Origin of the sequence: Serratia montpellierensis, assembly GCF_020858655.1 — a bacterium.
GTDB classification, from domain to species: Bacteria; Pseudomonadota; Gammaproteobacteria; order Enterobacterales; family Enterobacteriaceae; genus Serratia; species Serratia montpellierensis.
In genome coordinates, this window is record NZ_VOSN01000010.1 from 10,240 (window position 1) to 34,806 (window position 24,567).

At 58.4% G+C, this 24,567-nt stretch carries 22 protein-coding genes; 12 read left to right on the plus strand and 10 right to left on the minus strand.

Going from position 1 to position 24,567, the window contains the following annotated elements:
* Positions 1-31 precede the first annotated feature (31 nt).
* Both mobB and mobA read right to left on the minus strand, forming a co-directional pair.
* Complete coding sequence (gene mobB, locus FUU19_RS10760) at positions 32-550, minus strand: molybdopterin-guanine dinucleotide biosynthesis protein MobB (RefSeq protein ID WP_197834465.1); 519 nt, start codon at positions 548-550, stop codon at positions 32-34.
* A complete protein-coding gene (gene mobA / locus FUU19_RS10765; protein WP_230489734.1) occupies positions 547-1,137 on the minus strand; it encodes a molybdenum cofactor guanylyltransferase MobA in 591 nt (196 codons plus the stop codon). The genes mobB and mobA overlap by 4 nt, the downstream gene beginning before the upstream one ends.
* Before the next feature lie 148 nt (positions 1,138-1,285).
* Between mobA and FUU19_RS10770 the strand changes: the two genes are divergently transcribed.
* From FUU19_RS10770 to dsbA, 3 genes are all read left to right on the plus strand, one after another.
* Positions 1,286-1,555: a YihD family protein gene (locus FUU19_RS10770; RefSeq protein WP_004931268.1), complete on the plus strand. Its 270-nt coding sequence runs from the start codon at positions 1,286-1,288 to the stop codon at positions 1,553-1,555.
* Positions 1,556-1,653: 98 nt separating this feature from the next.
* Positions 1,654-2,640, plus strand: coding sequence for a serine/threonine protein kinase (locus FUU19_RS10775; protein ID WP_197834467.1), 987 nt, complete (start codon positions 1,654-1,656; stop codon positions 2,638-2,640).
* Between the two features lie 29 nt (positions 2,641-2,669).
* On the plus strand, positions 2,670-3,293 hold the full coding sequence (gene dsbA / locus FUU19_RS10780) for a thiol:disulfide interchange protein DsbA (RefSeq protein ID WP_004931264.1): 624 nt from the start codon (positions 2,670-2,672) through the stop codon (positions 3,291-3,293).
* A 42-nt stretch (positions 3,294-3,335) separates the two neighbouring features.
* On the opposite strand, the gene yihG is transcribed toward dsbA, so the two are convergent.
* Positions 3,336-4,232: a 1-acylglycerol-3-phosphate O-acyltransferase, YihG family gene (gene yihG / locus FUU19_RS10785; protein ID WP_202670510.1), complete on the minus strand. Its 897-nt coding sequence runs from the start codon at positions 4,230-4,232 to the stop codon at positions 3,336-3,338.
* A gap of 497 nt (positions 4,233-4,729) precedes the next feature.
* Between yihG and polA the strand changes: the two genes are divergently transcribed.
* Both polA and spfP read left to right on the plus strand, forming a co-directional pair.
* Positions 4,730-7,528: a DNA polymerase I gene (polA, locus tag FUU19_RS10790; protein ID WP_141971878.1), complete on the plus strand. Its 2,799-nt coding sequence runs from the start codon at positions 4,730-4,732 to the stop codon at positions 7,526-7,528.
* Positions 7,529-7,719: 191 nt separating this feature from the next.
* Entirely contained in the window at positions 7,720-7,767 is a 48-nt protein-coding gene (gene spfP / locus FUU19_RS24805) for a small protein SpfP (RefSeq protein ID WP_071892919.1), read from the plus strand.
* A 278-nt stretch (positions 7,768-8,045) separates the two neighbouring features.
* On the opposite strand, the gene yihA is transcribed toward spfP, so the two are convergent.
* Positions 8,046-8,690 (minus strand): ribosome biogenesis GTP-binding protein YihA/YsxC, encoded by a 645-nt coding sequence (gene yihA, locus FUU19_RS10795; protein WP_141971880.1) that lies wholly within the window; start codon positions 8,688-8,690, stop codon positions 8,046-8,048.
* Positions 8,691-9,424: 734 nt separating this feature from the next.
* Here yihA and yihI point away from each other — a divergent pair.
* Both yihI and hemN read left to right on the plus strand, forming a co-directional pair.
* Positions 9,425-9,967, plus strand: coding sequence for a Der GTPase-activating protein YihI (gene yihI / locus FUU19_RS10800; protein WP_230489733.1), 543 nt, complete (start codon positions 9,425-9,427; stop codon positions 9,965-9,967).
* A 182-nt stretch (positions 9,968-10,149) separates the two neighbouring features.
* Complete coding sequence (gene hemN, locus FUU19_RS10805) at positions 10,150-11,523, plus strand: oxygen-independent coproporphyrinogen III oxidase (RefSeq protein ID WP_141971884.1); 1,374 nt, start codon at positions 10,150-10,152, stop codon at positions 11,521-11,523.
* Between the two features lie 33 nt (positions 11,524-11,556).
* On the opposite strand, the gene FUU19_RS10810 is transcribed toward hemN, so the two are convergent.
* The 4 genes from FUU19_RS10810 to glnA form a co-directional block, all read right to left on the minus strand.
* A complete protein-coding gene (locus tag FUU19_RS10810; protein WP_015379453.1) occupies positions 11,557-11,679 on the minus strand; it encodes a YshB family small membrane protein in 123 nt (40 codons plus the stop codon).
* A gap of 113 nt (positions 11,680-11,792) precedes the next feature.
* Positions 11,793-13,205, minus strand: a complete 1,413-nt coding sequence (glnG, locus tag FUU19_RS10815) for a nitrogen regulation protein NR(I) (protein WP_141971886.1) — start codon at positions 13,203-13,205, stop codon at positions 11,793-11,795.
* Between the two features lie 8 nt (positions 13,206-13,213).
* Positions 13,214-14,263, minus strand: coding sequence for a nitrogen regulation protein NR(II) (glnL, locus tag FUU19_RS10820; protein ID WP_004931246.1), 1,050 nt, complete (start codon positions 14,261-14,263; stop codon positions 13,214-13,216).
* 193 nt (positions 14,264-14,456) lie between these two features.
* Positions 14,457-15,866: a glutamate--ammonia ligase gene (gene glnA / locus FUU19_RS10825; RefSeq protein ID WP_230507124.1), complete on the minus strand. Its 1,410-nt coding sequence runs from the start codon at positions 15,864-15,866 to the stop codon at positions 14,457-14,459.
* Positions 15,867-16,236: 370 nt separating this feature from the next.
* Between glnA and typA the strand changes: the two genes are divergently transcribed.
* The 5 genes from typA to fabY all read left to right on the plus strand — a co-directional run bounded on the left by typA (position 16,237) and on the right by fabY (position 21,164).
* Positions 16,237-18,060: a ribosome-dependent GTPase TypA gene (gene typA / locus FUU19_RS10830; RefSeq protein ID WP_004931243.1), complete on the plus strand. Its 1,824-nt coding sequence runs from the start codon at positions 16,237-16,239 to the stop codon at positions 18,058-18,060.
* 165 nt (positions 18,061-18,225) lie between these two features.
* The gene (yihX, locus tag FUU19_RS10835; RefSeq protein WP_063991285.1) at positions 18,226-18,816 is read left to right on the plus strand and encodes a glucose-1-phosphatase; all 591 of its coding nucleotides are present in this window, start codon (positions 18,226-18,228) and stop codon (positions 18,814-18,816) included.
* Between the two features lie 51 nt (positions 18,817-18,867).
* Positions 18,868-19,761, plus strand: a complete 894-nt coding sequence (locus FUU19_RS10840) for a virulence factor BrkB family protein (RefSeq protein WP_049201866.1) — start codon at positions 18,868-18,870, stop codon at positions 19,759-19,761.
* Positions 19,758-20,195: a D-aminoacyl-tRNA deacylase gene (dtd, locus tag FUU19_RS10845; RefSeq protein WP_025304712.1), complete on the plus strand. Its 438-nt coding sequence runs from the start codon at positions 19,758-19,760 to the stop codon at positions 20,193-20,195. The genes FUU19_RS10840 and dtd overlap by 4 nt, the downstream gene beginning before the upstream one ends.
* 21 nt (positions 20,196-20,216) lie before the next feature.
* Positions 20,217-21,164, plus strand: coding sequence for a fatty acid biosynthesis protein FabY (fabY, locus tag FUU19_RS10850; protein WP_004931235.1), 948 nt, complete (start codon positions 20,217-20,219; stop codon positions 21,162-21,164).
* Positions 21,165-21,202: 38 nt separating this feature from the next.
* Here the strand turns inward: fabY and FUU19_RS10855 are convergent, their stop codons facing one another.
* Together FUU19_RS10855 and FUU19_RS10860 are read right to left on the minus strand one after the other, a co-directional pair.
* Positions 21,203-22,864, minus strand: a complete 1,662-nt coding sequence (locus FUU19_RS10855) for an AsmA family protein (protein WP_230489732.1) — start codon at positions 22,862-22,864, stop codon at positions 21,203-21,205.
* A 128-nt stretch (positions 22,865-22,992) separates the two neighbouring features.
* Positions 22,993-24,393, minus strand: coding sequence for a nucleobase:cation symporter-2 family protein (locus tag FUU19_RS10860; protein WP_019452186.1), 1,401 nt, complete (start codon positions 24,391-24,393; stop codon positions 22,993-22,995).
* Positions 24,394-24,567: the final 174 nt, after the last annotated feature.

The window sequence follows — 24,567 nt, forward strand, 5'->3', positions numbered from 1 at the left end:
CGGCTGTGCGTAAAACGCAAAAAAAGCGCAGCTACGCTGCGCCTTTCAACCACTCGACAATAAAATCGGCGATGCTTTCCGGTTGATTGAGATCCAGCTGCTTAGTCGTGATGGATAGCGGTCGGTCGCTGGCTACCGCCACGACAAACTGATCCAACATGTCTTCCAACGGTCTGCCGATCTCGGCCCGATAAAGCAGGATCTTGCTGACCGGCTCATGTTTGAACCCTTCCACCAGAATCAAATCGACCTTATCGGTATCAAAACGCTCTGCCAGGTAGCGCAGGTCCAACGGTTGTTGTTCCGGCGTTTCGGTCATTAATGCCCAGCGGCGATCGCTGGCGACCAACGTTTGGTCGGCACCCGCTTTGCGCAGCTCATAGCTGTCTTTACCCGGCGTATCCACATCCATATCGTGGTGTGTATGCTTTATCAGGCCAACCCGCACCTGGCGCTGTTTCAGCATCGGGATCAGCTGCTTGAGCAGGGTGGTTTTTCCCGTTCCGCTATAGGCACCGATAGCCAGTAAAGGGGGCAATGAACGATTCATTTTTTTAGCTCTCGCGCTTGCTGCCAGTGTCGGCAGTCTTCCGGCGTATTCAGGTTATGAAATGCCGCTTGTTGCCCGCTGAACACCACGCGTTGTGCGTTAATCTGATGCAGGAACAGCATCAGCTTGCGTTCACCTCGCGCCAGATAGTCAGCCAGCTGCGGCGCTATTTGGGTATGCAATAACGCCAGCGTAGGGTGATCTCGTTCACCATCGCTGGCAAAGGCCGCCTGCGCCGCGCCTTTTTGCCGCCAGAGTTGTGCGACTAAGTCGGCGGGAAAGTCGGGGACATCACAAGGGACGAAGACCACCCACTCGCTGCGAACCTGTTTGAGCCCGGCGAGCATCCCGGCCAACGGCCCGGCGAAATCGGGCATCAGATCGCCAATCACCGGCAAACCGCTTGCCTGGTAACATGCCTGATTGCGATTGGCGCTGATGGCGACGGAAGCCACCTGCGGCCGTAACCGGGCCAGAACATGCTGATAGAGTGCGATACCGCCAATCGACACCAGGCCTTTGTCCTCACCGCCCATACGCGTGGCTCGTCCGCCGGCCAAAATTACGCCGCTGATTTCTTTATGCATCTCGTTTATCCCGCCTTGTCGATGCGCTGATTGTAGCGCTAAAGCCGGCGTGACATCAGGATTTACCTTTATTGACAAGCCGGTTCTTTCACTGCGTGGGTAAGCCTGTTACTTTGTGAGTTTATTCATGCTATTGGACGATATTGAGATGAAAACGCATCGCGTAAATGAGTTGATCGAGCTGTTGCACCCGGCCTGGCAGGAAGATCCCGATCTCAATTTGATGCAGTTTTTGCAAAAGCTGGCCAAGGAAGCGGGCTTCCAGGGCGAGTTGTCTGAATTGAGCGATGATATTCTTATTTACCACCTGAAAATGCGCGGTAGCGCCGGCACGGATCAGATCCCGGGCCTGAAGAAAGATTACGAAGAAGATTTTAAAACGGCGCTGTTGCGCGCTCGCGGCGTTATCAAGGACTGAACCTCGTGCGGTGCGAGAAAGCATAGCGCGTGAAATGCGCCATTAATGCTACTATTTCTCATTCCCGGCACCATGCTGTCAGCGATCAAACGAACGTTATGAATAACTCTGCTTTTAATTTCGACACTCTGTCGCCCGATTTGATTATGGACGCGCTAGAAGGGGTTGGCCTGCGCGTCGACTCCGGTCTGACGGCGCTGAACAGCTACGAGAACCGCGTCTATCAGTTCATGGACGAAGATCGCCGGCGCTACGTGGTGAAGTTTTACCGCCCGGAGCGCTGGAGCGCTGCGCAGATTGGTGAGGAGCATCAGTTCGCTCTGGATCTGGCTAAGGCGGAGATCCCGGCGGTAGCGCCGCTGGCGTTGCAAGGTGCTACGCTGCATACGCACGGCGGTTTCTTCTTTACCCTGTTCCCCAGCGTGGGGGGACGGCAGTATGAGATAGACAACCTGGATCAGTTGGAATGGGTGGGCCGTTTCCTGGGGCGCATCCATCAGGTCGGTGGTGAGCATTTGTTCGCCGAGCGGCCGACGATGGGGGTTGAAGAGTATCTCACCGCCCCGCGTCAGGTGCTGGCCGGTTGTGAGCTGTTGCCGGCCGCGCAGCGTGATGCGTTCCTGCAGGCGACGGATAAGCTGATCGCGGCGATCAAGCCGCATTGGCATCTGAACTGGCAGCCGCGCCGTTTGCACGGCGATTGCCATCCGGGCAATATTCTGTGGCGCGACGGCCCGCTGTTCGTCGATCTTGATGACGCGCGCAACGGCCCGGCGGTGCAAGACTTGTGGATGCTGCTGCACGGCGAGCGGCGCGATCAACTGATGCAGCTGGACGTCTTGCTGGAAGCGTACGGCGAATTTGCCGAGTTCGACCAGCGCGAGCTGGCGTTGATCGAGCCGCTGCGGGCGATGCGCATGGTGTATTACCTGGCCTGGGTCGCCCGCCGTTGGCAGGATCCGGCCTTCCCTAAGAGTTTTCCGTGGATGGCGGAGTCTGATTTCTGGTTATCTCAGACTGCGGCCTTCACCGAACAGGTTAAGCTGTTGCAGGAGCCTCCTCTGCAGCTGACGCCAATGTATTGAAGCTTTAACACAATGGAGAGTTTAGTCTTATGAAAAAAATATGGTTGGCGCTCGTTGGCATGGTGATGGCATTCAGTGCCTCGGCGGCACAGTTTAGCGATGGCGCTCAGTACGTGACTCTGGACAAGCCGGTGACCGGCGAGCCGCAGGTATTGGAGTTCTTCTCCTTCTACTGCCCGCACTGCTACCAGTTCGAGCAGGTCTATCACGTGTCCGAAAACGTGAAAAAGGCGCTGCCTGCCGGCACCAAAATGACCAAGTACCACGTGGAGTTCCTGGGGCCGCTGGGCAAACAGCTGACTCAGGCGTGGGCGGTGGCGATGGCGCTGGGCGTGGAAGACAAGGTGAGCCCGCTGATGTTTGAAGCGGTGCAGAAAACCCAGACCGTGCAAACGCCGGACGATATCCGTAACGTCTTCGTGAAAGCGGGCGTGACCGCCGCAGATTATGATGCGGCCTGGAACAGCTTCGTGGTGAAATCTCTGGTGGTTCAACAGGAGAAAGCCGCAGAGGATCTGCAGCTGCGCGGTGTGCCGGCGGTATTTGTGAACGGCAAATACATGGTTAAAAACGATGGCCTGGACACCAGCTCGATGGACGCTTACGTGAAGCAGTTCGCCGATGTGGTTAAATTCCTCAGCCAGCAGAAATAAGCCAGATTCAGCATGAAAAACGCCGGCATTGCCGGCGTTTTTTTATCCATATTGCCGTTTCAATTTATCCAGCAACCGGTCTTTTTCCTGCCACAGCGTATTCAGCCATAGCTGGAAGCGCCGCTTGAACTGCTTGTCGTTGAAGTAGTCCCCGTGCAGGGTTTCATCGATCGGCAACGTCTCAATTCTTACCACGATACGCGTCAGACGACCGCACAGCATGTCCAGAAAAGGCCGTTGGTTATTTTCCGGATAGAGCAGGGTGACGTTCAACACTTTGTCGAACTGATTGCCCAGCGCGCTAAGGGTAAACGCGATGCCGGCGGCTTTGGGCGCCAGCAAATTGCGGTAGGGTGAATTGCTTTTAATTTTCTTGGCTTCGGTGAAGCGTGAACCTTCGACGAAATTGACGATGGTGGTTGGGCGCTGGCGGAATTTTTCGCAGGAATGGCGCGTCGTTTCGATATCCTTGCCGCGTTTCTCAGGGTGCTTGAGCAAATAGGCACGGGAGTAACGTTTCATGAATGGCATATCCAGCGCCCAGCAGGCCAGGCCGACAAAAGGTACCCAGGCGAGCTGTTGCTTGAGGAAATACTTATTCATTGGAATATGATTTCTGAACAGCACGCACAACACGACAATGTCTGACCAACTTTCGTGGTTGCTGATCAGCAGATACCAGTTTTTACGATCCAGCCCTTCCAGCCCTTCAATATCCCAACGCAATTGCCCGTTAATGCGCAATAACAGCGCCAGCCCCTGGCACCAACACCACATCATGAAATCGGCGAAAGCCGAGATATATCGCCAAACGGCGGGAATAGGCACCAGGAGTTTCACGATGCCGGCCAGCGTGATGGGGATGGAACACAATACCGTCACCAGAATGGTGAGTATGACGGAAATGATAAAGATAACAGGCGTTAACAATCTTGGCATGGTTATGGGCTGACGGTTGTTGGGAACATCGTTGCATGCCAAAGCGCATGAACAAAAGTCTATTTTAACAGAGATCGTCGGGGTAAAGCGCCGCTAAAAATCACTGTTTTTCGTCTCATCGGATAACCATTTGCTGAGTTTTCGTGCAACTTTCTCAGCTTGTGCTAGGGTAATTGAGGCGCCGAATTTGATTAATAGTGCGATTAAAATCCGGCGAAAGTTATATCCACAAATTCAATAAAAGCCAGTAATAAAGCGTCGCCGGAATTCGTTCTTTTAACGCGGTGATTTAAATAGGAATTTTATTCGCCGTTATAACGATAATCGTAGCGTTATAATTCGGTCTCTTTTCTATGCACAAAGTTATCCACAGGTAAGATCTTGCGGATCCTCGCGCACCATCACATCATTTTCGTCCGCAATGTACGCTAAGGTTCGTCTCCGACGGCCAGCTATGGCATGCTTACCCCTATGTCCGATCACGATAAAGAAACGCTATGGCCCAGATTGCAGAAAACCCACTAATCCTGGTTGACGGTTCCTCCTACCTCTACCGCGCTTATCACGCCTTCCCGCCGCTGACCAACTCGGCGGGCGAGCCAACCGGCGCGATGTATGGCGTGCTGAATATGCTGCGCAGCCTGCTGCTGCAGTATCAACCGAGCCACGTTGCCGTGGTGTTTGATGCCAAAGGGAAGACGTTCCGCGATGAGCTGTTCGCCGAATACAAGTCACACCGGCCGCCGATGCCGGACGATCTGCGTGCGCAGATCGAGCCGTTGCACAGCATGGTCAAGGCGATGGGCCTGCCGCTGCTGGTGACGCCTGGCGTTGAGGCGGACGACGTCATCGGTACGCTGGCGCTGGAGGCCGAAAAGGCCGGCCACGCGGTGCTGATCAGCACCGGCGACAAAGATATGGCGCAGCTGGTGACACCGAACGTCACCCTGATCAACACCATGAACAACACGATCCTCGGCCCGCAGGAAGTGTGCGACAAGTACGGTATTCCGCCGGAACTGATCATCGACTTCCTGGCGTTGATGGGCGATTCATCGGACAACATTCCCGGCGTGCCGGGCGTGGGCGAGAAAACCGCCCAGGCGTTGCTGCAGGGCATCGGCGGTTTGGATGCCTTGTACGGCAATCTGGAAAGCATCGCCACGCTGAGCTTCCGCGGTGCCAAAACCATGGCGGCCAAGCTGGAGCAGAATAAAGAGGTCGCGTATCTCTCCTATAAGCTGGCGACGATCAAAACCGACGTCGAGCTGGATCTGACCTGCGCTGAGCTGACGGTGTCCGAGCCGGATGTCGATACGTTGCAACAGCTGTTCAAACAGTACGAGTTCAAACGCTGGCTGGCGGACGTGGAAGCCGGCATATGGCTGGAAAACAAGAAAGGCGCGGGTGCGAAAGCTGCCGGCGCCGCCAAACCGGCCGTCGCTGAACAAGCGCCTAAGGCGCTGGCGGAGGCCAAGCTGTCCCAGGACGGTTATGTCACTATCCTGGATGAAGCGGCCTTCACCGACTGGCTGGCGCGGCTGAAAAAGGCCGACGTATTTGCCTTCGATACCGAAACCGATGGCCTGGATACGCTGACCGCCAATCTGATTGGCCTGTCCTTCGCGATCGCGCCGGGTGAAGCGGCTTATTTGCCGGTGGCACACGATTATCTGGATGCACCGCCACAGCTGGATCGCACCTACGTGCTGGAAGCGCTCAAGCCGCTGCTGGAGGACGAGAAGGCGCTCAAGGTCGGGCAAAACCTGAAGTTCGACATGAGCCTGCTGGCGCGCTACGGCATCGAGATGCGCGGCATCGCCTATGACACCATGTTGGAGTCCTATGTGCTGGACAGCGTCGGTGGCCGTCATGATATGGACAGCCTGGCCGATCGTTATCTGGGCCACAAAACCATCACCTTCGAAGAGATCGCCGGCAAGGGTAAAAACCAGCTGACGTTCAACCAGATCGCGCTGGAGCAGGCGGCGCCTTACGCCGCCGAAGACGCGGATGTCACGCTGCAGCTGCACCTGGCGATGTGGCCGCAGCTGAAACAGAGCGCAGAGCTGCTGACGGTGTTCAACGAGATTGAAATGCCGCTGCTGCCGGTGCTCTCGCATATCGAGCGTACCGGGGTGCTGATCGATCCGGCCATTTTGTCGGCCCACTCTCAGGAGCTGGCCAAGCGTTTGGCGGAACTGGAGGTGCAGGCCCATGAGCTGGCGGAAGAGCCGTTCAACCTGGCGTCGACCAAGCAGCTGCAGGCTATCTTGTACGAAAAACAAAAGCTGCCGGTGCTGAAGAAAACCCCGGGCGGGGCGCCGTCCACTAACGAAGAGGTGCTGGCCGAGCTGGCGCTCGACTACCCGCTGCCGAAGGTGATCCTGGAATACCGCGGCCTGGCGAAGCTGAAGACCACCTATACCGACAAGTTGCCGCTGATGATCAATCCGGTCAGCGGCCGGGTGCATACTTCGTACCATCAGGCGGTGACTGCGACCGGTCGCCTCTCCTCGAGCGATCCGAACCTGCAGAACATCCCGGTGCGCAACGAAGAAGGGCGGCGCATCCGCCAGGCTTTTATCGCACCGGAAGGTTACCGCATCGTCGCGGCCGACTACTCGCAGATCGAGCTGCGCATCATGGCGCATCTGTCACAGGATGAAGGGCTGCTGAAGGCCTTCGCCGAAGGGAAAGACATTCACCGCGCCACGGCGTCGGAAGTCTTCGGCGTGCCGTTGGATAAAGTGACCGGCGAACAGCGCCGCAGCGCCAAGGCGATTAATTTCGGTCTGATTTACGGCATGAGCGCCTTTGGCCTGGCGCGTCAGCTGGGGATCCCGCGTGGGGAAGCCCAGCGCTATATGGATCTGTACTTCGAGCGTTACCCGGGCGTGCTGGACTACATGGAGCGTACCCGCCAGCAGGCTTCCGAACAGGGCTATGTCAGCACGCTGGATGGGCGCCGCCTGTACCTGCCGGACGTCCGCTCCAGCAACGCCATGCGCCGTAAGGCGGCCGAGCGTGCCGCCATCAACGCCCCGATGCAGGGCACGGCGGCCGATATTATCAAGCGTGCGATGATCGAGGTCGACGCCTGGTTGCAAGGGCAGGAGACGCCGTTGGTGCGCGCGATCATGCAGGTGCACGATGAATTGGTGTTTGAGGTGCATGAGTCGGTGATCGAAGAAGCCAGCCAACGTATCCGGCAATTGATGGAGGGCAGCATGACGCTGGCGGTGCCGCTGAAGGTCGATGTGGGTGTCGGCATGAACTGGGATGAGGCGCATTGATCGCCTCTTTATCGCCGGATGCGCTAACTGGCGAGAACCTAAGCACTTTTCGTAATTAAGCTACAAGATGCGGCGATAGTTTCCCCAACTTCGCCGTTCTTGCGCCGCAAATTGTGTAAGTAAACTACAAAAAATTCTTTTGCCCTGCGAAAAAATGATGTAGAGTTACAGGCGTAGGGTACAGAGGTAAGATGTTCTATCTTTCAGACCTTTTACTTCACGTAATCGGATTTGGCTGAATATTTAGCCGCCCCAGTCAGTATTGACTGGGGCGTTTTTTATTGTAAAAACAGCAGCAAACCATACGTTTTTCCTCTCGCTCCGCGCCACTTCCCGTTCCCACTTCCTCTCCCTCAACGCCGTAATCCGGCGAGATAAGCCCCGCCTTGGCGATAAGTTTTTATGATGGCTTTATTTCAAAACTGTAATTAGATAACAAAAAATCCCGCCTTTGGCTGAACTGCGGGCATAAAAAAGCCGATGCGGTGAGGCATCGGCTCCGGCGTTCAGCCTGGGCTTATTCGCCGGTTTCGTCTTCCGGCAGCACTTCCGGTGGGATCTCGTTAAACCAGGTATCCAGCTTCTGGCGCAGCTTGTCGACGCCGATCTTCTTCAGCGACGAGAAGGCTTCAACCTGGATATCCCCCATAAACGGCAGCACCGCTTCACGCACCATATTGAGCTGCGCCTTGCGTGCGCCGGAGGCCAGCTTGTCGGCCTTGGTCAGCAATAACAGGACCGGCGTGCCGACGTCGACTGCCCACTGGATCATCTGCTGGTCGAGATCTTTCAGCGGATGGCGGATATCCATCAGCACCACCAGGCCTTTCAGGCTGTTGCGCATCTGCAGGTATTCGCCCAGCGCGCGCTGCCATTTGCGCTTCATCTCTTCCGGCACTTCGGCGTAGCCGTAACCCGGCAGGTCGACCAGGCGGATGCCGTCTTCCACTTCGAACAGGTTGATCAGCTGGGTGCGCCCCGGTGTCTTACTGGTGCGCGCCAGGCTTTTTTGGTTGGTCAGGGTGTTCAGCGCGCTGGATTTCCCGGCGTTGGAACGGCCGGCAAAGGCGACTTCAATTCCTGCATCCCCCGGCAGATGGCGAATATCGGGTGCGCTGGTGACGAAATGGGTCACATGATAGTTGTAATTCTTGCTGGTCAAAATTTTTCGTCTCCGTGAGGATGGCTAACTGGTTGGCGATTATAACTGCATCAGCGGTAAAAATGGCGTGTTTCTCGGTTTTTAACCGGCGGGACGCGATAAAACGGCAGTTATGCCGCGCGTGCATTGTGAGACATTTGCCATTCGAATCGCGGGTAATGTCGCTTTATTCGAAAGTAATATTTATTTTTTTATTTTAAAAACAACATGTTGTTTTTTCGTTGTAGGGAAATGTTGTCCAAATCGGCGTCAGGTGCCTTGAGCCTTCGCAACAATAACGTAAAGTAGTCGTTAACGCAGGGTTGCGCAGGATTAGGGAACATCCGGGAAGGATGACAAATCTCAGGGAACGCACAGGGCGTGCAATGAGTGCCAGGATGAACGCAAAAGGAAGTGACCCTTTCGCACCGGAATAGGCGGCAGGCACATCGGATGGTGAAGTATCGGCAATTTGGATGCCCGCAGGAAGCGCGCTCGGGAAGAGCGGATGCGAATGGATTGCGCCATGGACGATTTTTCTTTCAGGATGAAGGACGTAGTGGCAGGGAATGCGGTTATAGCAGAGGGAAAAACCGGGATGTTGCATGTACGCAAGGAGCGCGTAACAGGAATACCCTTCGCGAGAAGGTGCGAAATAGGCGGCAGGTTTAACCTGCCGCCTTTTTTCTTTGTCCGCTTTCTGCTAGATTCCGCCGCAATTCTATACTGAATCTACATACCTAAGAGCACACGCTATGAACCAGCCATCAAAAGCACCTCGCGGCAGCGCGGCGAAGTCAAAAACGAAAAAGAAAAGCCGTATGGAGCTCGATCAGGAAGCGCGCGAGCGCAAACGCCTGAAAAAGCGCCGCGGCCTCGCTTCCGGTTCGCGCACCCAGGTCGAGTCCGGCAGCCAGAAAAACAAATCGGCGGCGGCAGCCAAAGATCCGCGTATCGGCAGTAAAGTGCCGGTTGCGCTGGTGGTCGACGAGACCAAAGTGAAGGCTAAACCGCAGCCGAAACCGAAGGCCGAAGCGAAACCGCGCCTGTCGCCGGAAGAAGAATTGGCGAAGCTGGAAAATGACGAGCGTCTGAATGCGCTGCTGGATCGTATCGACGACGGCGAAACGCTGAATACGGAAGAGCAGGCCTATGTCGACAAAACGTTGGATCGCATCGATGTGCTGATGGACGTGTTGGGCATCGAACTGGGCGAAGACGACGACGAAGAAGAAGAAGAGAAGCAGGAAGATATTCTGAAGCTGCTGAAAGGCGGCAATCCGAAAGACGCCTTTTAACGCGCCATGTGGCTAATCCCGACAATAGCCCTACTCTTGATGTGTTATCTGCTGTGGTTATTCGGTAAACTATGGCGGCTGTCTAAGCGCAAAGCGCGTTTTCGCAGCGCTTCCGTGGCCAGACAGCGCAGACAACCGCCTCTCTCCCGGCCCGGTAGAAAAAGATATCGGAAGGAGTGAGCATGTCAGAGCAGACGATTGTCTGGGATTTGGCCCTGATCCAAAAATATAACTATTCAGGGCCGCGTTATACCTCATACCCCACGGCGCTGGAGTTTAACCAGAGCTACGACGAAGCGGCGTTTCAACGCGCCGCTGCGCGTTACCCTGAGCGGCCGCTGTCGCTGTACGTGCATATCCCTTTCTGCCATAAGCTGTGCTACTTCTGCGGCTGCAACAAACTGGTGACGCGCCAGACGCACAAGGCCGACGAATACCTGAACGTTTTGGCGCAAGAGATCGCCAGCCGTGCGCCGCTGTTCGCCGGCCGTAAAGTCGGCCAGATGCACTGGGGCGGCGGTACGCCGACCTACCTGGATAAAGCGCAAATCAGCCGGCTGGTGGCGTTGCTGCGCGAACACTTTGATTTCCTGCCCGATGCGGAGATGTCGATCGAGGTCGATCCGCGCGAGATAGAGCTGGATGTGCTCGATCATTTACGCGCAGAAGGCTTTAACCGTCTGAGCATGGGGGTGCAGGATTTCAACAAGCAGGTGCAGCAGCTGGTCAATCGCGAGCAGGACGAAGCCTTTATCTTCGCCCTGATTGAGCGGGCCAAAGCGCTGGGCTTCCGCTCAACCAATATCGATCTGATCTACGGCCTGCCGAAACAGACGCCGGAAAGCTTCGCTTTCACGCTGCAGCGGGTGGCTGAGCTGAATCCCGATCGCCTCAGCGTGTTCAACTACGCGCATATGCCGAATTTGTTCGCCGCCCAGCGCAAAATCAAAGACGCCGATCTGCCGGGCGCGCAGCAGAAGCTGGATATCCTGCAGCAGAGCATCGCTTTCCTGACCGACGCCGGCTATCAGTTCATCGGCATGGATCACTTTGCGCGCCCGGACGACGAGCTGGCAATCGCCCAACGCGAAGGCAAGCTGCACCGCAATTTCCAGGGCTACACCACCCAGGGCGACAGCGATCTGCTGGGGCTGGGCGTGTCGGCCATCAGCATGCTCGGCGACAGCTATGCGCAGAACCAGAAAGAGCTGAAGCATTACTATGACAGCGTGCAGGCGCAGGGCAACGCGCTGTGGCGCGGGCTGGCGCTGACGGACGACGATTGCCTGCGGCGCGATCTGATCAAAACCCTGATCTGCAACTTCCGGTTGGCGTATCAGCCGCTCGAACGGCAATACGGCATCGACTTCACCGCTTACTTCGCCGAAGACCTGCAGCTGCTGGCGCCGTTTGAACGCGATGGTCTGGTGGAGCGCGACGAGCAGGGCATCCGCGTCACGCCGCGCGGGCGCTTGCTGATCCGCAATATCTGTATGTGCTTCGATCGTTATCTGCGGCAACAGGCGCGCAGTCAGCAGTTCTCTCGAGTGATCTGAGGATGAAAAAACAGCCGCTGATGCGGCTGTTTTTTAACTGAAGAAGTTAATCAGCGCGGCGCACAACACCGCGGCAACTGCCGCTTGCGGGGTGTGGCTGGCAGCGGAGCCCAGCTCCGCGCCCTGAGAAATGAACACGATGAATGAGTCCAGCATCGTCAACCTCCAGAGTGTGCGACACGATCATACTGCGCCTGCACCGGCTGTAAAGCCTGAGGTTGGCGTTTTTTTGTGCGCCGGACTGCGTTTTTCATCATCCACCCACGTTCCTATTCCATGCCCAGCTCTTTGAGCTTGCGGGTCAGGGTATTGCGCCCCCAGCCCAGCAGGCGCGCGGCTTCCTGTTTGTGTCCCTGGGTGTGGCGCAGGGCGGTGGTGAGCAGCGTGCGCTCCATTTCCGGCTGCGCTTCCGACAGCAGGTTTTGATGACCGGAACGCAGCGCGCGATCGGCCCACTGCGCCAGCAGCGTGGCCCAGCTGTCCGGCAGACTGTGGCTGGGGCTTTCCGGCGCGGCGGTTTCGAACAGTTCACCCGGCAGATCCTGGATCAGCACTTCCTGCCCGGCGGCCATCACCGTCAGCCAGCGGCAGGTGTTCTCCAACTGACGCACGTTGCCCGGCCAGGGCAGGCGGGTCAGTGCGGTTTCGGTTTCCGGGTGCAGGTTCTTGGCCTCGACACCCAACTCTTTGGCGGCGATCTGCAGGAAGTGGCGCGCCAGCCGCGGGATGTCTTCCCGGCGCTCGCGCAGCGGCGGCAGGTGTACGCGGATCACGTTCAGGCGGTGGAACAGATCCTCGCGGAACTTGCCTTCCTGTACACGCAGCTCCAGGTTCTGGTGCGTGGCGGCGATGATGCGCACGTCGACCTTCACCGGCGCATAGCCGCCGACCCGGTAGAACTGGCCGTCCGCCAGCACCCGCAGCAGGCGCGTTTGCACGTCGAGCGGCATATCGCCGATCTCGTCGAGGAACAGCGTGCCGCCGTCGGCCTGTTCAAAGCGGCCCTGACGGATTTGGTTCGCGCCGGTGAAGGCGCCTTTCTCGTGGCCGAACAGCTCGGACTCGATCAGATCCTTGGGGATGGCGGCCATGTTCAGGGCGATGAACGGCGACTTGGCGCGCGGGCTGTGGCGGTGCAGCGCATGCGCCACCAGCTCCTTGCCGGTGCCGGATTCGCCGTTGATCAACACGCTGATCGACGAACGCGACAGCCGGCCGATGATGCGAAATACGTCCTGCATCGCCGGCGCTTCGCCGATGATGTCCGCCGCCGGATCGCTGGCCGGCTGGCTGCGCACCGGCTGCTGTTGCTCCTGATAATGGCTGATGGCGCGATCGACCAGCGCCACCGCTTCGTCGATGTCGAACGGCTTCGGCAGGTAGTCGAAGGCCCCTTGCTGATAGGCGCTGACGGCGGCGTCCAAATCCGAATGCGCGGTCATGATGATCACTGGCAGCATCGGGTGGCGCTGTTTGATCTGCTTGAGCAGCGCCAGGCCGTCTATACCCGGCATGCGGATATCGGACAGCAGCACGTCGGGGGTTTGCGTGGCCAAGGCTTCCAGCACGTCATTGCCGCCTTCGAAGGTGGCGCAGCTCAGGCCCGCGCCGGTGAGCGCGCGCTCGAGCACCCAGCGGATGGAGCTATCGTCATCGACGATCCAGACTATCCCTCGTTGCATAGCAAACCTCACTGACGAATGGGCAGGTAGACCGAGAATTCGGTATGACCTGGCCAACTGTTGAATTCAATTTTTCCGCAATGCTGATCGATAAGATTGCGGGCGATGGATAAGCCCAGGCCGGTACCGCCTTCACGGCCGCTGACCATCGGGTAGAACAGCGTGTCCTGCAGCTGCGCCGGTACGCCGGGGCCGTCGTCTTCGACGTCGATGCGCGCCGCCAGGCGGTAGCGGGTGCCGTGCAACGTAATCTGAAACGCGGTGCGGGTGCGCAGCGTGATGGTACCGCCTGCCTCGCCCAGCGCCTGCAGCGCGTTGCGGGTGATGTTCAGCAGCACCTGTTCAATCTGATCCGGGTCGTGGGCCATTTCCGGCAGGCTCGGATCGTAGTCGCGCACCAGCGTGACGTTATCCGGCATTTCCAGCGACACCAGCTGGCAGACGCGCTCCGCGACCTGATGAATGCTCTGGGTGATGTGCTGGCCGGGCCGCTGTGGGCCGAGCAGGCGATCCACCAGATTGCGCAGCCGATCGGCCTGCTCAATGATCACCTTGGTGTATTCGGTCAGCGCCGGATCGGGCAGCGCCTTGGCCAGCAGCTGCGCCGCACCGCGCAGGCCACCCAGCGGATTTTTAATCTCGTGCGCCAAACCGCGCACCAGATCGCGGGCCGCCACCTGTTGGGCATGCTGCAGCTGTTCCTGGCTCAGGCGGCGCTGATTGTCCATCGGCGCCAGCTCGACCAGGATATAGCCTTCCGGCAGCGCCTGAGCGGTCAGGGAAAGGATGTGCGCACGGCCGTCGACCACCAGGGTGACTTCGTTGTCGGTGAAGCCCTGACCGGCGCGCAGGCTTTCACGCATCAAAGAGACGTTCAGCGAAAAATAACCGAGCAAATCGGGCAGCGGCGTGCCGAACAGCTTGCGGGAGCTTTGCGCCAGCAGCTGCTGTGCCGCCGGGTTGGCGTAGTGAACCGCCAGTGAGTCATCCAACAGCAGGATGCTGTTGATGAGTGAATTGAGGATCTGCCCAGCATCGGGCAGCTTGCCAGTTGCCATACAGCAGACTCCTGCACCTTTTTAGTGCATCTATCCTACTCCATCCGGGATCGGCGCGGTATGGAATAGTTTTGCAGAAAATACGGTGGAGAAAAAAACCCATCCGAAGATGGGCTGAAAGTTTCCACGGCAACAAAAAAGCGATAACAAAAATGTGGGCGCCGTCCGCCTGTGCAGACGGCGCGGGTAGGGCTTAGACGCTGTAGTACAGTTCGAACTCAACCGGGTGTGGCGTCATGCGAACGCGGTCCATCTCTTCTTTACGCAGTTCGATGTAGGCATCGATCGCATCGTCGGTGAACACGCCGCCACGGGTCAGGAACTCGCGGTCTTCGTTCAGTGCGGCCATCGCTTCGTCCAGCGAGCCGGCCACTTTTGGGATCTCGGCTTCTTCTTCCGGCGGCAGGTCGTACAGGTTTTTGTCCATGGCGTCGCCAGGGTGGATCTTGTTGATGATGCCGTCCAGGCCGGCCATCAGCAGCGCGGCGAAGCACAGGTATGGGTTAGCCGCCGGATCCGGGAAGCGGGCTTCGATGCGGCGCGCTTTCGGGCTGGAGACCACCGGGATACGGATGGACGCGGAGCGGTTACGGGCGGAGTAGGCCAGCATCACCGGCGCTTCGTAGCCTGGTACCAGACGCTTGTACGAGTTGGTGGTCGGGTTGGCCAGCGCGTTGATCGCCTTGGCGTGCTTGATGATGCCGCCGATGTAGAACAGCGCGGTTTCAGACAGGCCGCCGTATTTGTCGCCGGCGAACAGGTTGGTGCCGTTCTTGGACAGCGACATGTGGCAGTGCATGCCGGAACCGTTGTCGCCGAACATAGGCTTCGGCATGAAGGTTGCGGTTTTACCGAAGGCGTGCGCCACGTTATGCACCACGTATTTATAGATCTGAATTTCGTCAGCTTTCTTGGTCATGGTGTTGAAGCGGGTTGCCACTTCGTTCTGACCGGCGGTTGCCACTTCGTGGTGGGGAGCTTCAACCACCAGGCCCATCTCTTCCATGGTCAGACACATGGTGGAACGCAGATCCTGCGAAGAGTCGACCGGTGGAACCGGGAAGTAACCGCCTTTCACCGCTGGACGGTGGCCTTTGTTGCCGCCGTCGTATTGGGTGCCGGAGTTCCAGGCGCCTTCGATGTCGTCGATAGCCACGTGGGAACCGCGGATGCTGCTGCCGAAGCGGATGTCGTCGAACAGGAAGAACTCAGGCTCTGGTCCGAACAGCACGGTATCCGCGATGCCGGAGGAGCGCAGAAAGTCTTCGGCGCGTTTGGAGATGGAGCGCGGGTCGCGATCGTAGCCTTGCATGGTGCCCGGCTCGAGAATGTCGCAGCGAATGATCAGCGTAGGTTCTTCGAAGAACGGATCCAGAACCGCCGTGCTGGCGTCCGGCATCAGCACCATGTCAGATTCGTTGATGCCCTTCCAACCACCGATAGAGGAGCCGTCAAACATTTTACCTTCTTCGAAGAAGTCGGCGTTTACCTGGTGAGCCGGGATAGTCACGTGCTGTTCCTTACCCTTGGTGTCAGTGAAACGCAGGTCTACGAATTTCACTTCATGCTCATTCAGCATCGTCAAAACGTGTTCAGCGGACATACTTAACTCTCCCGGTTTATCATTGTCGTCGTCGTGGAACGAATCTGTGGAACTGGCTTTTTTTCGCCTTAAAAAGACTAAAGCGAAAAGCGTGCCAACTTTTTAAAAAGGCGTTCATCGCCTTTCTGCGCGGGTTTTACCCAACCACAGTATGCACCATTAGCGATAAATCGCACCAAAATGGTGCAAATGGGGTGAGCGTGGGCACTGAAATGGTGCAAAAGTGCAACGATTGCGGCTTTTTGCACCGTGAAAGGGATCACAAACTGACCGGTACGCGGTTGTTTATAAGAGATGGTTGTGATCTTGTTTAGTCCCTCGCTTAATACGTGTACAATAGCGCGCTATTTCTAATGCCCGAGGCAAAGCTGTGATCGAAAATTTGCGTAACATCGCCATTATTGCCCACGTTGACCATGGTAAAACCACCCTGGTTGATAAGCTGCTGCAACAATCCGGTACTTTCGGAGAGCGTGCGGAAGCCACCGAACGCGTAATGGACTCCAACGATTTGGAGAAAGAGCGTGGGATTACCATCCTCGCAAAAAACACCGCCATTAATTGGAACGGTTACCGTATCAACATCGTGGATACCCCAGGACACGCCGACTTCGGCGGCGAGGTAGAGCGCGTGATGTCGATGGTTGACTCGGTGCTGCTGGTTGTGGATGCAATGGATGGCCCTATGCCGCAAACCCGCTTCGTGACCAAAAAGGCCTTCGCCAACGGTCTGAAGCCGATCGTGGTCATCAACAAGGTTGACCGCCCTGGCGCGCGCCCTGACTGGGTTGTGGATCAGGTGTTCGACCTGTTCGTGAACCTCGACGCGACCGACGAGCAGCTCGACTTCCCGATCATCTACGCTTCTGCGCTGAACGGTATCGCCGGCGTCGATCACACCGACATGGCGGAAGACATGACCCCGCTGTATCAGGCGATCGTCGACCACGTGTCTGCGCCGCAGGTTGAGCTGGAAGCGCCATTCCAGATGCAGATCTCCCAGTTGGACTACAACAACTACCTGGGTGTTATCGGCATCGGCCGCATCAAGCGCGGTAAAGTGAAGCCGAACCAGCAGGTCACCATCATCGACAGCGAAGGTAAAACTCGCAACGGTAAAGTGGGTAAAGTGCTGGGTCACCTGGGTCTGGAGCGTATCGACAGCACCCTGGCGGAAGCGGGCGACATCATCGCCATCACCGGCCTGGGCGAGCTGAACATCTCCGACACCATCTGCGACACCAACGCCGTAGAAGCGCTGCCGGCGCTGTCCGTCGACGAACCGACCGTAACCATGTTCTTCAACGTCAACACCTCGCCGTTCTGCGGTAAAGAAGGTAAGTACGTGACGTCGCGTCAGATCCTTGACCGTCTGAACAAAGAGCTGGTGCACAACGTAGCGCTGCGCGTTGAAGAAACCGACGATGCGGACGCCTTCCGCGTCTCCGGCCGTGGCGAACTGCACCTGTCGGTGCTGATCGAAAACATGCGTCGCGAAGGTTTCGAGCTGGCGGTTTCCCGTCCGAAAGTTATCTTCCGTGAAATCGATGGCCGCAAGCAGGAGCCATTCGAGAACGTAACGCTGGATATTGAAGAGCAGCATCAGGGTTCCGTGATGCAGGCGATGGGTGAGCGTAAAGCTGACCTGAAAAACATGGATCCGGACGGTAAGGGCCGCGTGCGTCTCGACTACGTGATACCAAGCCGCGGTCTGATCGGCTTCCGTAACGAATTCATGACAATGACTTCGGGCACCGGTCTGCTGTACTCCACTTTCAGCCACTACGACGATGTGCGTCCGGGCGAAGTGGGCCAGCGTCAGAACGGCGTGCTGATCTCCAACGGCCAGGGCAAAGCGGTCGCGTTCGCGCTGTTCGGCCTGCAGGATCGCGGCAAGCTGTTCCTGGGCCACGGTGCGGAAGTGTATGAAGGCCAGATCATCGGTATTCACTCACGCTCTAACGACCTGACCGTAAACTGCCTGACCGGTAAGAAGCTGACCAACATGCGTGCTTCCGGTACTGACGAAGCGACTACCCTGGTTCCGGCCATCAAAATGACCCTGGAGCAAGCTCTGGAGTTCATCGATGACGACGAACTGGTAGAAGTGACGCCAACCTCGATCCGTATCCGTAAGCGTCACCTGACGGAAAACGATCGTAAGCGCGCCAGCCGCGGTCCTAAAGACGCTTAATCGCTGATTGAGTGTCCTATGCTTAGGGCGCGGTTCTCGCGCCCTGAGTTTTTTCCTCTGTTGTTCCCCGTTTGTGCGGCGCGCTATGCGCTTTTCCGTTCGTTCCCTGTTCAGCTGTTCCTTTTCCCGCTACAGTGAAATCTCACCGGCCCATAGGAGAGGACTATGCTGTATATCTTTGATTTAGGTAATGTGATCGTCGATATCGATTTCAAGCGTGTGCTGGGTGTGTGGAGCAATTTGAGCGGCACGCCGTTGGCGGTGCTGTCCGATCGTTTCGCCATGGGTGAGGTGTTCCAGCAGCATGAGCGCGGTGAAATCAGCGACGAAGACTTCGCCGGCAAGCTGTGCGATGAAATGGGCATCGCGCTCAGCTTTGAACAGTTCGCCACCGGTTGGCAGGCGGTATTCGTCGCGCTGCGTCCGGAGGTGATCGACATCATGCAGCGTCTGCGCAACGAAGGCCACCGGGTGGTGGTGCTGTCGAACACCAACCGCCTGCATTGCAACTATTGGCCGCAGCACTACCCTGAAGTGGCCGCCGCCGCCGATCATCTCTATTTGTCGCAAGATCTCGGCATGCGCAAACCGGAAGCCAACATCTACCAGCATGTGCTGGCTGCGGAAAACACCGCTGCCGCCGACGCGGTGTTTTTCGACGATCACCCGGCGAACGTCCTCGCCGCGCAGGCGCTGGGGATCAAGACGGTGCACGTCACCGATCGCGACGTGGTGCCGGCCTATTTTGCTCAATGAGCGCAGAGCGCGTTAAGCTTAAGGCGTATCAACGGACATCAAGGAGTGACCATGTCGTTTTTCCGCCGCAAGAAGCTGCCCTCTGCAATTAAGCCTGGCGTCACCTTCGGACGGCTGCTGTACCAGCGCATCGACCACGATGGCCTGACGATGTTGGCGGGCCATCTCGCCTATGTTTCCCTGCTGTCGCTGGTGCCGCTAGTCACCGTGGTGTTCGCCCTGTTCGCGGCTTTCCCGATGTTTTCCGACATCAGCGAGCAGCTGAAGAGCTTTATCTTTTCCAATTTCGTGCCTGCCGCCGGCAACGTGATCCAAAACTACCTGGAACAGTTCGTCGCCAATTCCAACAAGATGACCGCTGTCGGCACCTGCGGGCTGATCGTCACCGCGCTGTTGCTGATTTCCTCGGTGGACAGCGTGCTGAACACCATCTGGCGCAGCAAGAACAAGCGGCCGATCGTCTTCTCCTTCGCCGTGTACTGGATGGTGCTGACGCTGGGGCCGCTGCTGGTGGGCGCCAGTATGGCCATCAGCTCTTACTTGCTGTCGCTCAACTGGTTGGCGCAGACCGGCGTCAATGGCCTGGTGGATCAGGTACTGCGCATCTTCCCGCTGATTTTGTCGTGCATCTCCTTCTGGCTGCTGTATTGCATCGTGCCGACGGTGCGCGTGCCGCCCAAAGACGCGCTGATTGGCGCGGTGGTGGCTGGATTGCTGTTCGAGCTGGGCAAGAAGGGATTTGCGCTGTACGTCACCATGTTCCCCTCCTATCAGCTGATTTACGGCGTGCTGGCGGTGATCCCGATTTTATTCCTGTGGGTCTATTGGAGCTGGTGTATCGTGTTACTCGGCGCGGAAATCACCGTGACCATCGGTGAATACCGCGACTACCGCCGGCAGAAGGCGGAGCAACAGGAACAAAAACCAGAAGGGCAGCAGGAATGATTGCGTTGATTCAACGGGTGTTAAACGCCAGCGTCACGGTGGGTGGCGAGACGGTAGGCAAGATTGGCCCCGGTTTGTTAGTGTTATTGGGCGTGGAGCAGGGCGATAACGAGCAAAAAGCGCAGCGCCTGTGCGAACGCGTGTTGGGATACCGCATTTTCGGCGACGAGAACGACAAGATGAATCTCAACGTCCAGCAGGCCGGGGGCAGCGTGCTGGTCGTTTCGCAGTTCACCCTGGCGGCGGACACCCAGAAGGGCATGCGGCCCAGCTTCTCGCGCGGCGCCGCGCCGCAGGAAGCCGATCGGTTGTATCAATATTTTGTTGGCCAATGCCGCGAACGCGGCGTAGAGACCCAGACCGGCGAGTTCGCCGCCGACATGCAGGTGGCGCTGGTCAACGATGGTCCGGTGACATTCTGGCTACAGGTCTAAGCATTCGGAGAACAGGCGTCTATGTATCACCTACGAGTACCCGTAACAGAGCAAGAACTGAAGGAATATTACCAGTTTCGCTGGGAAATGCTGCGCAAGCCGTTGCACCAGCCGGTGGGTTCGGAAAAGGATGCCTATGACGCCATGGCCCATCACCAAATGGTGGTGGACGAGGCCGGTAAAATCGTCGCCATCGGGCGGCTGTACATCAATGCCGACAACGAGGCGGCGATCCGTTTTCTGGCGGTAGACCCGACGCTGCAGGATAAAGGGCTGGGGACGCTGGTGGCGATGACGCTGGAGTCCGTTGCGCGGCAGGAAGGCGTGAAGCGGGTCGTGTGTAGCGCCCGCGAGGACGCGGTGGATTTCTTCGCCAAGCTGGGCTTCGTTAATCAGGGCGAGATCACCGCACCGCAGACCACCCCGATCCGTCACTTTTTGATGATCAAACCGGTGGCGACGCTCGACGATATCCTGCATCGCCCCGACTGGTGCGGCCAATTGCAGCAGGCCTGGTATGAACATATCCCGCTGAGCGAAAAGATGGGCGTGCGCATCAGCCAATACACCGGCCAGCGCTTTGTCACCACCATGCCGGAGATCGGCAACCAAAATCCGCACCACACGCTGTTCGCCGGCAGCCTGTTCTCGCTGGCGACGTTGACCGCCTGGGGGCTGATTTGGCTGCTGTTGCGCGAGCGCCATCTCGGCGGCACCATCATTCTGGCGGACGCGCACATTCGTTACAGCAAACCGATCACCGGCAGGCCGCGGGCAGTGGCGGATCTCGGCTCGCTGAGCGGCGATTTGGCGCGTCTGGCGCGCGGCCGCCGCGCGCGCGTACACGCCGAAGTGCATCTGTTCGGCGACGAGGACAAGGGCGCAGTGTTCGAAGGCACCTACATGGTGTTGCCGGCCGAGCCGGATGTGCCGCTGGATCAGGGCGGCTCTGAGGCGCTGGAAGAGTAAGTCGGCGGCCCTGCCCTGAGGGCGGGCCGCGCAGTGCATTACGGCAGTAGTTGGTTCACCGCTTGGCCGTCGCCGGCGGTGGCCTGCAGGTTGCCCTTCAATGAGGCTTTGAACGGCCCGTCGCTGTTCAACAGCCCTTTCAACTGCAGCTCAAGGTTGCCGTCGCCCGTCAGCGGCACAGGCTGCCATCCCCATTGCTGCAAGGTATTGATCGGTACCGAACGGCCGTGCAGCGTCAGCTGGAACGGTTTGCCCGGCAGTTGATCGACGGTCGCTTTGGCCTCAAGCAACCCATTGGGCATAAAGGCGCTGAGCTCGGTGACGTTGATCTGGTTGCCGTCGGCGTTCAGCGCCAGCGAAGGGCGCCGCACGTCGATTTTGTTGAAGGTGGCCTCGCTGCCGTTCAGGTTCAGCGAGCCGGACCAGATGCCCCATTGGCGATCGCGCGCCAGCAGCAGATTGCTGCCGTAGCCGTCCAGCGCGGTGATCTGGAACGGAAATGCCGGGTTGATATCGATGATCAGATTGCGGTTGGTGGTCAGCTTGGTGACGTACACCTCCGCCAACCAGTCCGGCAGCGGTTTCAGCCACAGCTCACGCCAGTCGATCGGCAGGGTGTACTCCAGCGCCGCCATGGCCACTTCATCCAGCTGCAGGCGTTTGCCGGCGCGCAGCCAGTTGCCGGAGGTGCGCAGCAACCCGCCTTCCCAGCGGGTGGTGAATTGCTGAATGGCGATGCCGGCGGAAGAGAGCCGCAGGGTGGCGATCGGATCGATCAGGTGGAAACCGCCGTTGATCACGTCGCCGGCGTTGACGTTGAGCGAGCCGTCTTCGCTGCGCCAGTCGCCTTTTTCGACGCTGACGTTTTGCAGCGACAGATCGAGATCGTTAAACGCCCATGCCTTGCCTTCCAGGCGTGCGTCGATCAGATCGAAACGCTTGAGGGTGACCGGTGGCAGCGTGGTAAAGCGCTGCATGAATTCCGCCAGCGTCAGCGGGGTCTGCAGGCGCACGCCGCTCAGCCGCAGGCGATCCACCAGCCAACTGCCGTCGGCGGCGCGGCTGGCCACGCCGGTCAGGTCGCCCTGCGCCAGATTGGCGCCGAAGTTGTTCAACAGCAGCTGGCCCTGCTTTTGCTCCCCCTGCACCAACACCTTCGAGGTGGGAATGCCGTTCAGCGTCATCGAACCGGCGCTGAACTGAAACTGGTTGTTGTCCCCCAGCAGATGGCCGACCAGCGGGCGCCACGGCGTGATGCCGGCCGTGACCTGCTGCGCATTGAGCTGCCACTCGTTATCGTTGGACTGCAGCGCCATGTTGCTCAACTGCAGCACGTCGGCCTGTACAGGCAGCGCCGCCGCCTGCGGCTGCACGTTCAGCGTGCCGTCGCGCAGCGTGACGCTGTGGAAATAGCGCGGCTCGGTGATTTGGCGCAGGCTGAGGCCGAGATCGACGCGTTTGGCGACCAGCGCCTGCGGCTGGCCGTTGCGCGCCAGCTGCACGTCTTCCAGACCGATCTGGTCCGGTTGGTTCCACGAGTGGGTGATTTTTCCTATCGACAGGCGGTATTCGCTATTGTCGCTGATCCAGGCGCTCAGGCGGCCTGCCGCCCAGCGGGTTTGCCCGACCAGGTACAGCACCACCACCGCCAGCACGATCAGCAGCAGCAACGTCAGCAACAGCTTTCCGATAAATTTCATCGTCTACATCCGCATCGGTCAAAAAAGATACCCTGTTTATGCCGCAATTGGCCGGGCATCTCAAGGGCAATGGTCTGATAGACAATAAAAAACGGCCGCAAGCGGCCGCTTGAACATCAATGGAGGGGTTACTTTTTCTCGTGTTCCTGCGGGAACACCAGGTTCAGCACGATGGCGGTAATACCGCCGGCGGCGATGCCGGAAGAGAGCAGGGTTTTCAGCCAGTCCGGCGCGAACTGCAGGATCAGCGGCTGCTGGGACACGCCCATGCCGACAGCCAGCGACAGCGCCATGATCATGATGGCGCGGCGGTTCAGACGCTCGCGCGACACGATACGCACGCCGGAGGCGGCGATGGTGCCGAACATCACGATGGTCGCGCCGCCCAGTACCGGCTCGGGGATGTGCTGCACGAAGCCGGCCACCGCCGGGAACAGCCCCAGCGCGATCAGCATCAGCGCCACCACGAAGCCGACGTAGCGGCTGGCGACGCCGGTCAGCTGGATCACGCCGTTGTTCTGGCCGAAGCAGGAGTTGGGGAAGGTGTTGAACACCGCCGACAGCATCGAGTTCAGGCCGTTGGCCAGCACGCCGCCCTTCAGGCGCTTCATATACAGCGGCCCGCTGACCGGCTGTTCGGAGACGTCGGAGGTGGCGGTGATGTCGCCGATGGTTTCCAGCGACGTGACCATAAAGATCAGCATCAGCGGCAGCAGCAGGTTCCAGTCGAAGCCCAGGCCGTAATAGAGCGGCGTGGGGATGGTGATCGCCGCCGTGGGGGCCGCCGGTGCGTCGGCGGGCAGCATATCCATCGCCCAGGCCAACAGATAGCCGACCGCCATGGCGATCACCAACGAAGCGACGCGCAGGTAAGGGTTGCGCTGGCGGTTCAGCAGGATGATGACCGCCAACACTGCGCCGGCCAGCAGGAGGTTTTTCGGCGAGCCGAAGCTATGATCGTTCATCGCGGCGTAGCCGCCGCCGATAGAGGTCAGACCGACCTGAATCAGCGACAGGCCGATGATCATCACCACAATGCCGGAAACCAGCGGGGTGATGATGCGGCGCGCCAGATGCAGCACGCGCGACAGCAAAATTTCGGTGCAGGAGGCGACCATCAGGGTGCCGAACAGCGCGGCCATCATGGTCGGCACGTCGGCGCCGCCGTTTTTCAGTGCCAGGCCGCCCATGATCAGCGGCGAAACGAAGTTGAAGCTGGTGCCCTGAATCGACAGCAGCCCGGAACCCACCGGCCCCCAGGTTTTGATTTGCAGAATGGAAGCCAGACCGGAGGCGAACAGCGACATGCTGATGATGTGCTGGGTATCCTGTGCCGGCAGGCCCAGCGCCTGGCAGATCAGCAGGGCCGGTGTGATCACCGCGACGAACATCGCCAGGAGATGCTGGCCGGCGGCAAACAGCGTTTGCGGCAGCGGCGGGCGATCTTCCAGACGATAAATCAGTTCACTGGCGCGGGGTTCAGAGGCGGCTTGACGCGCGGCATCAAGCTCTGAGGATGACATGCTCATGGTGTGGCGTTTCCAGATACGGCAAAGCAGGCATTTTAATGCCCCGCCCCGCAAAAGCAAACGGTTGCGCATAAATATTATGTTGCCGACTTTCTCGTTTATGTCGCATTTTCATTCATTTTTTCTTGTCATAGCAGCGTTTTTTACTTCTAATCCTGCACTCATCAAGTTTAA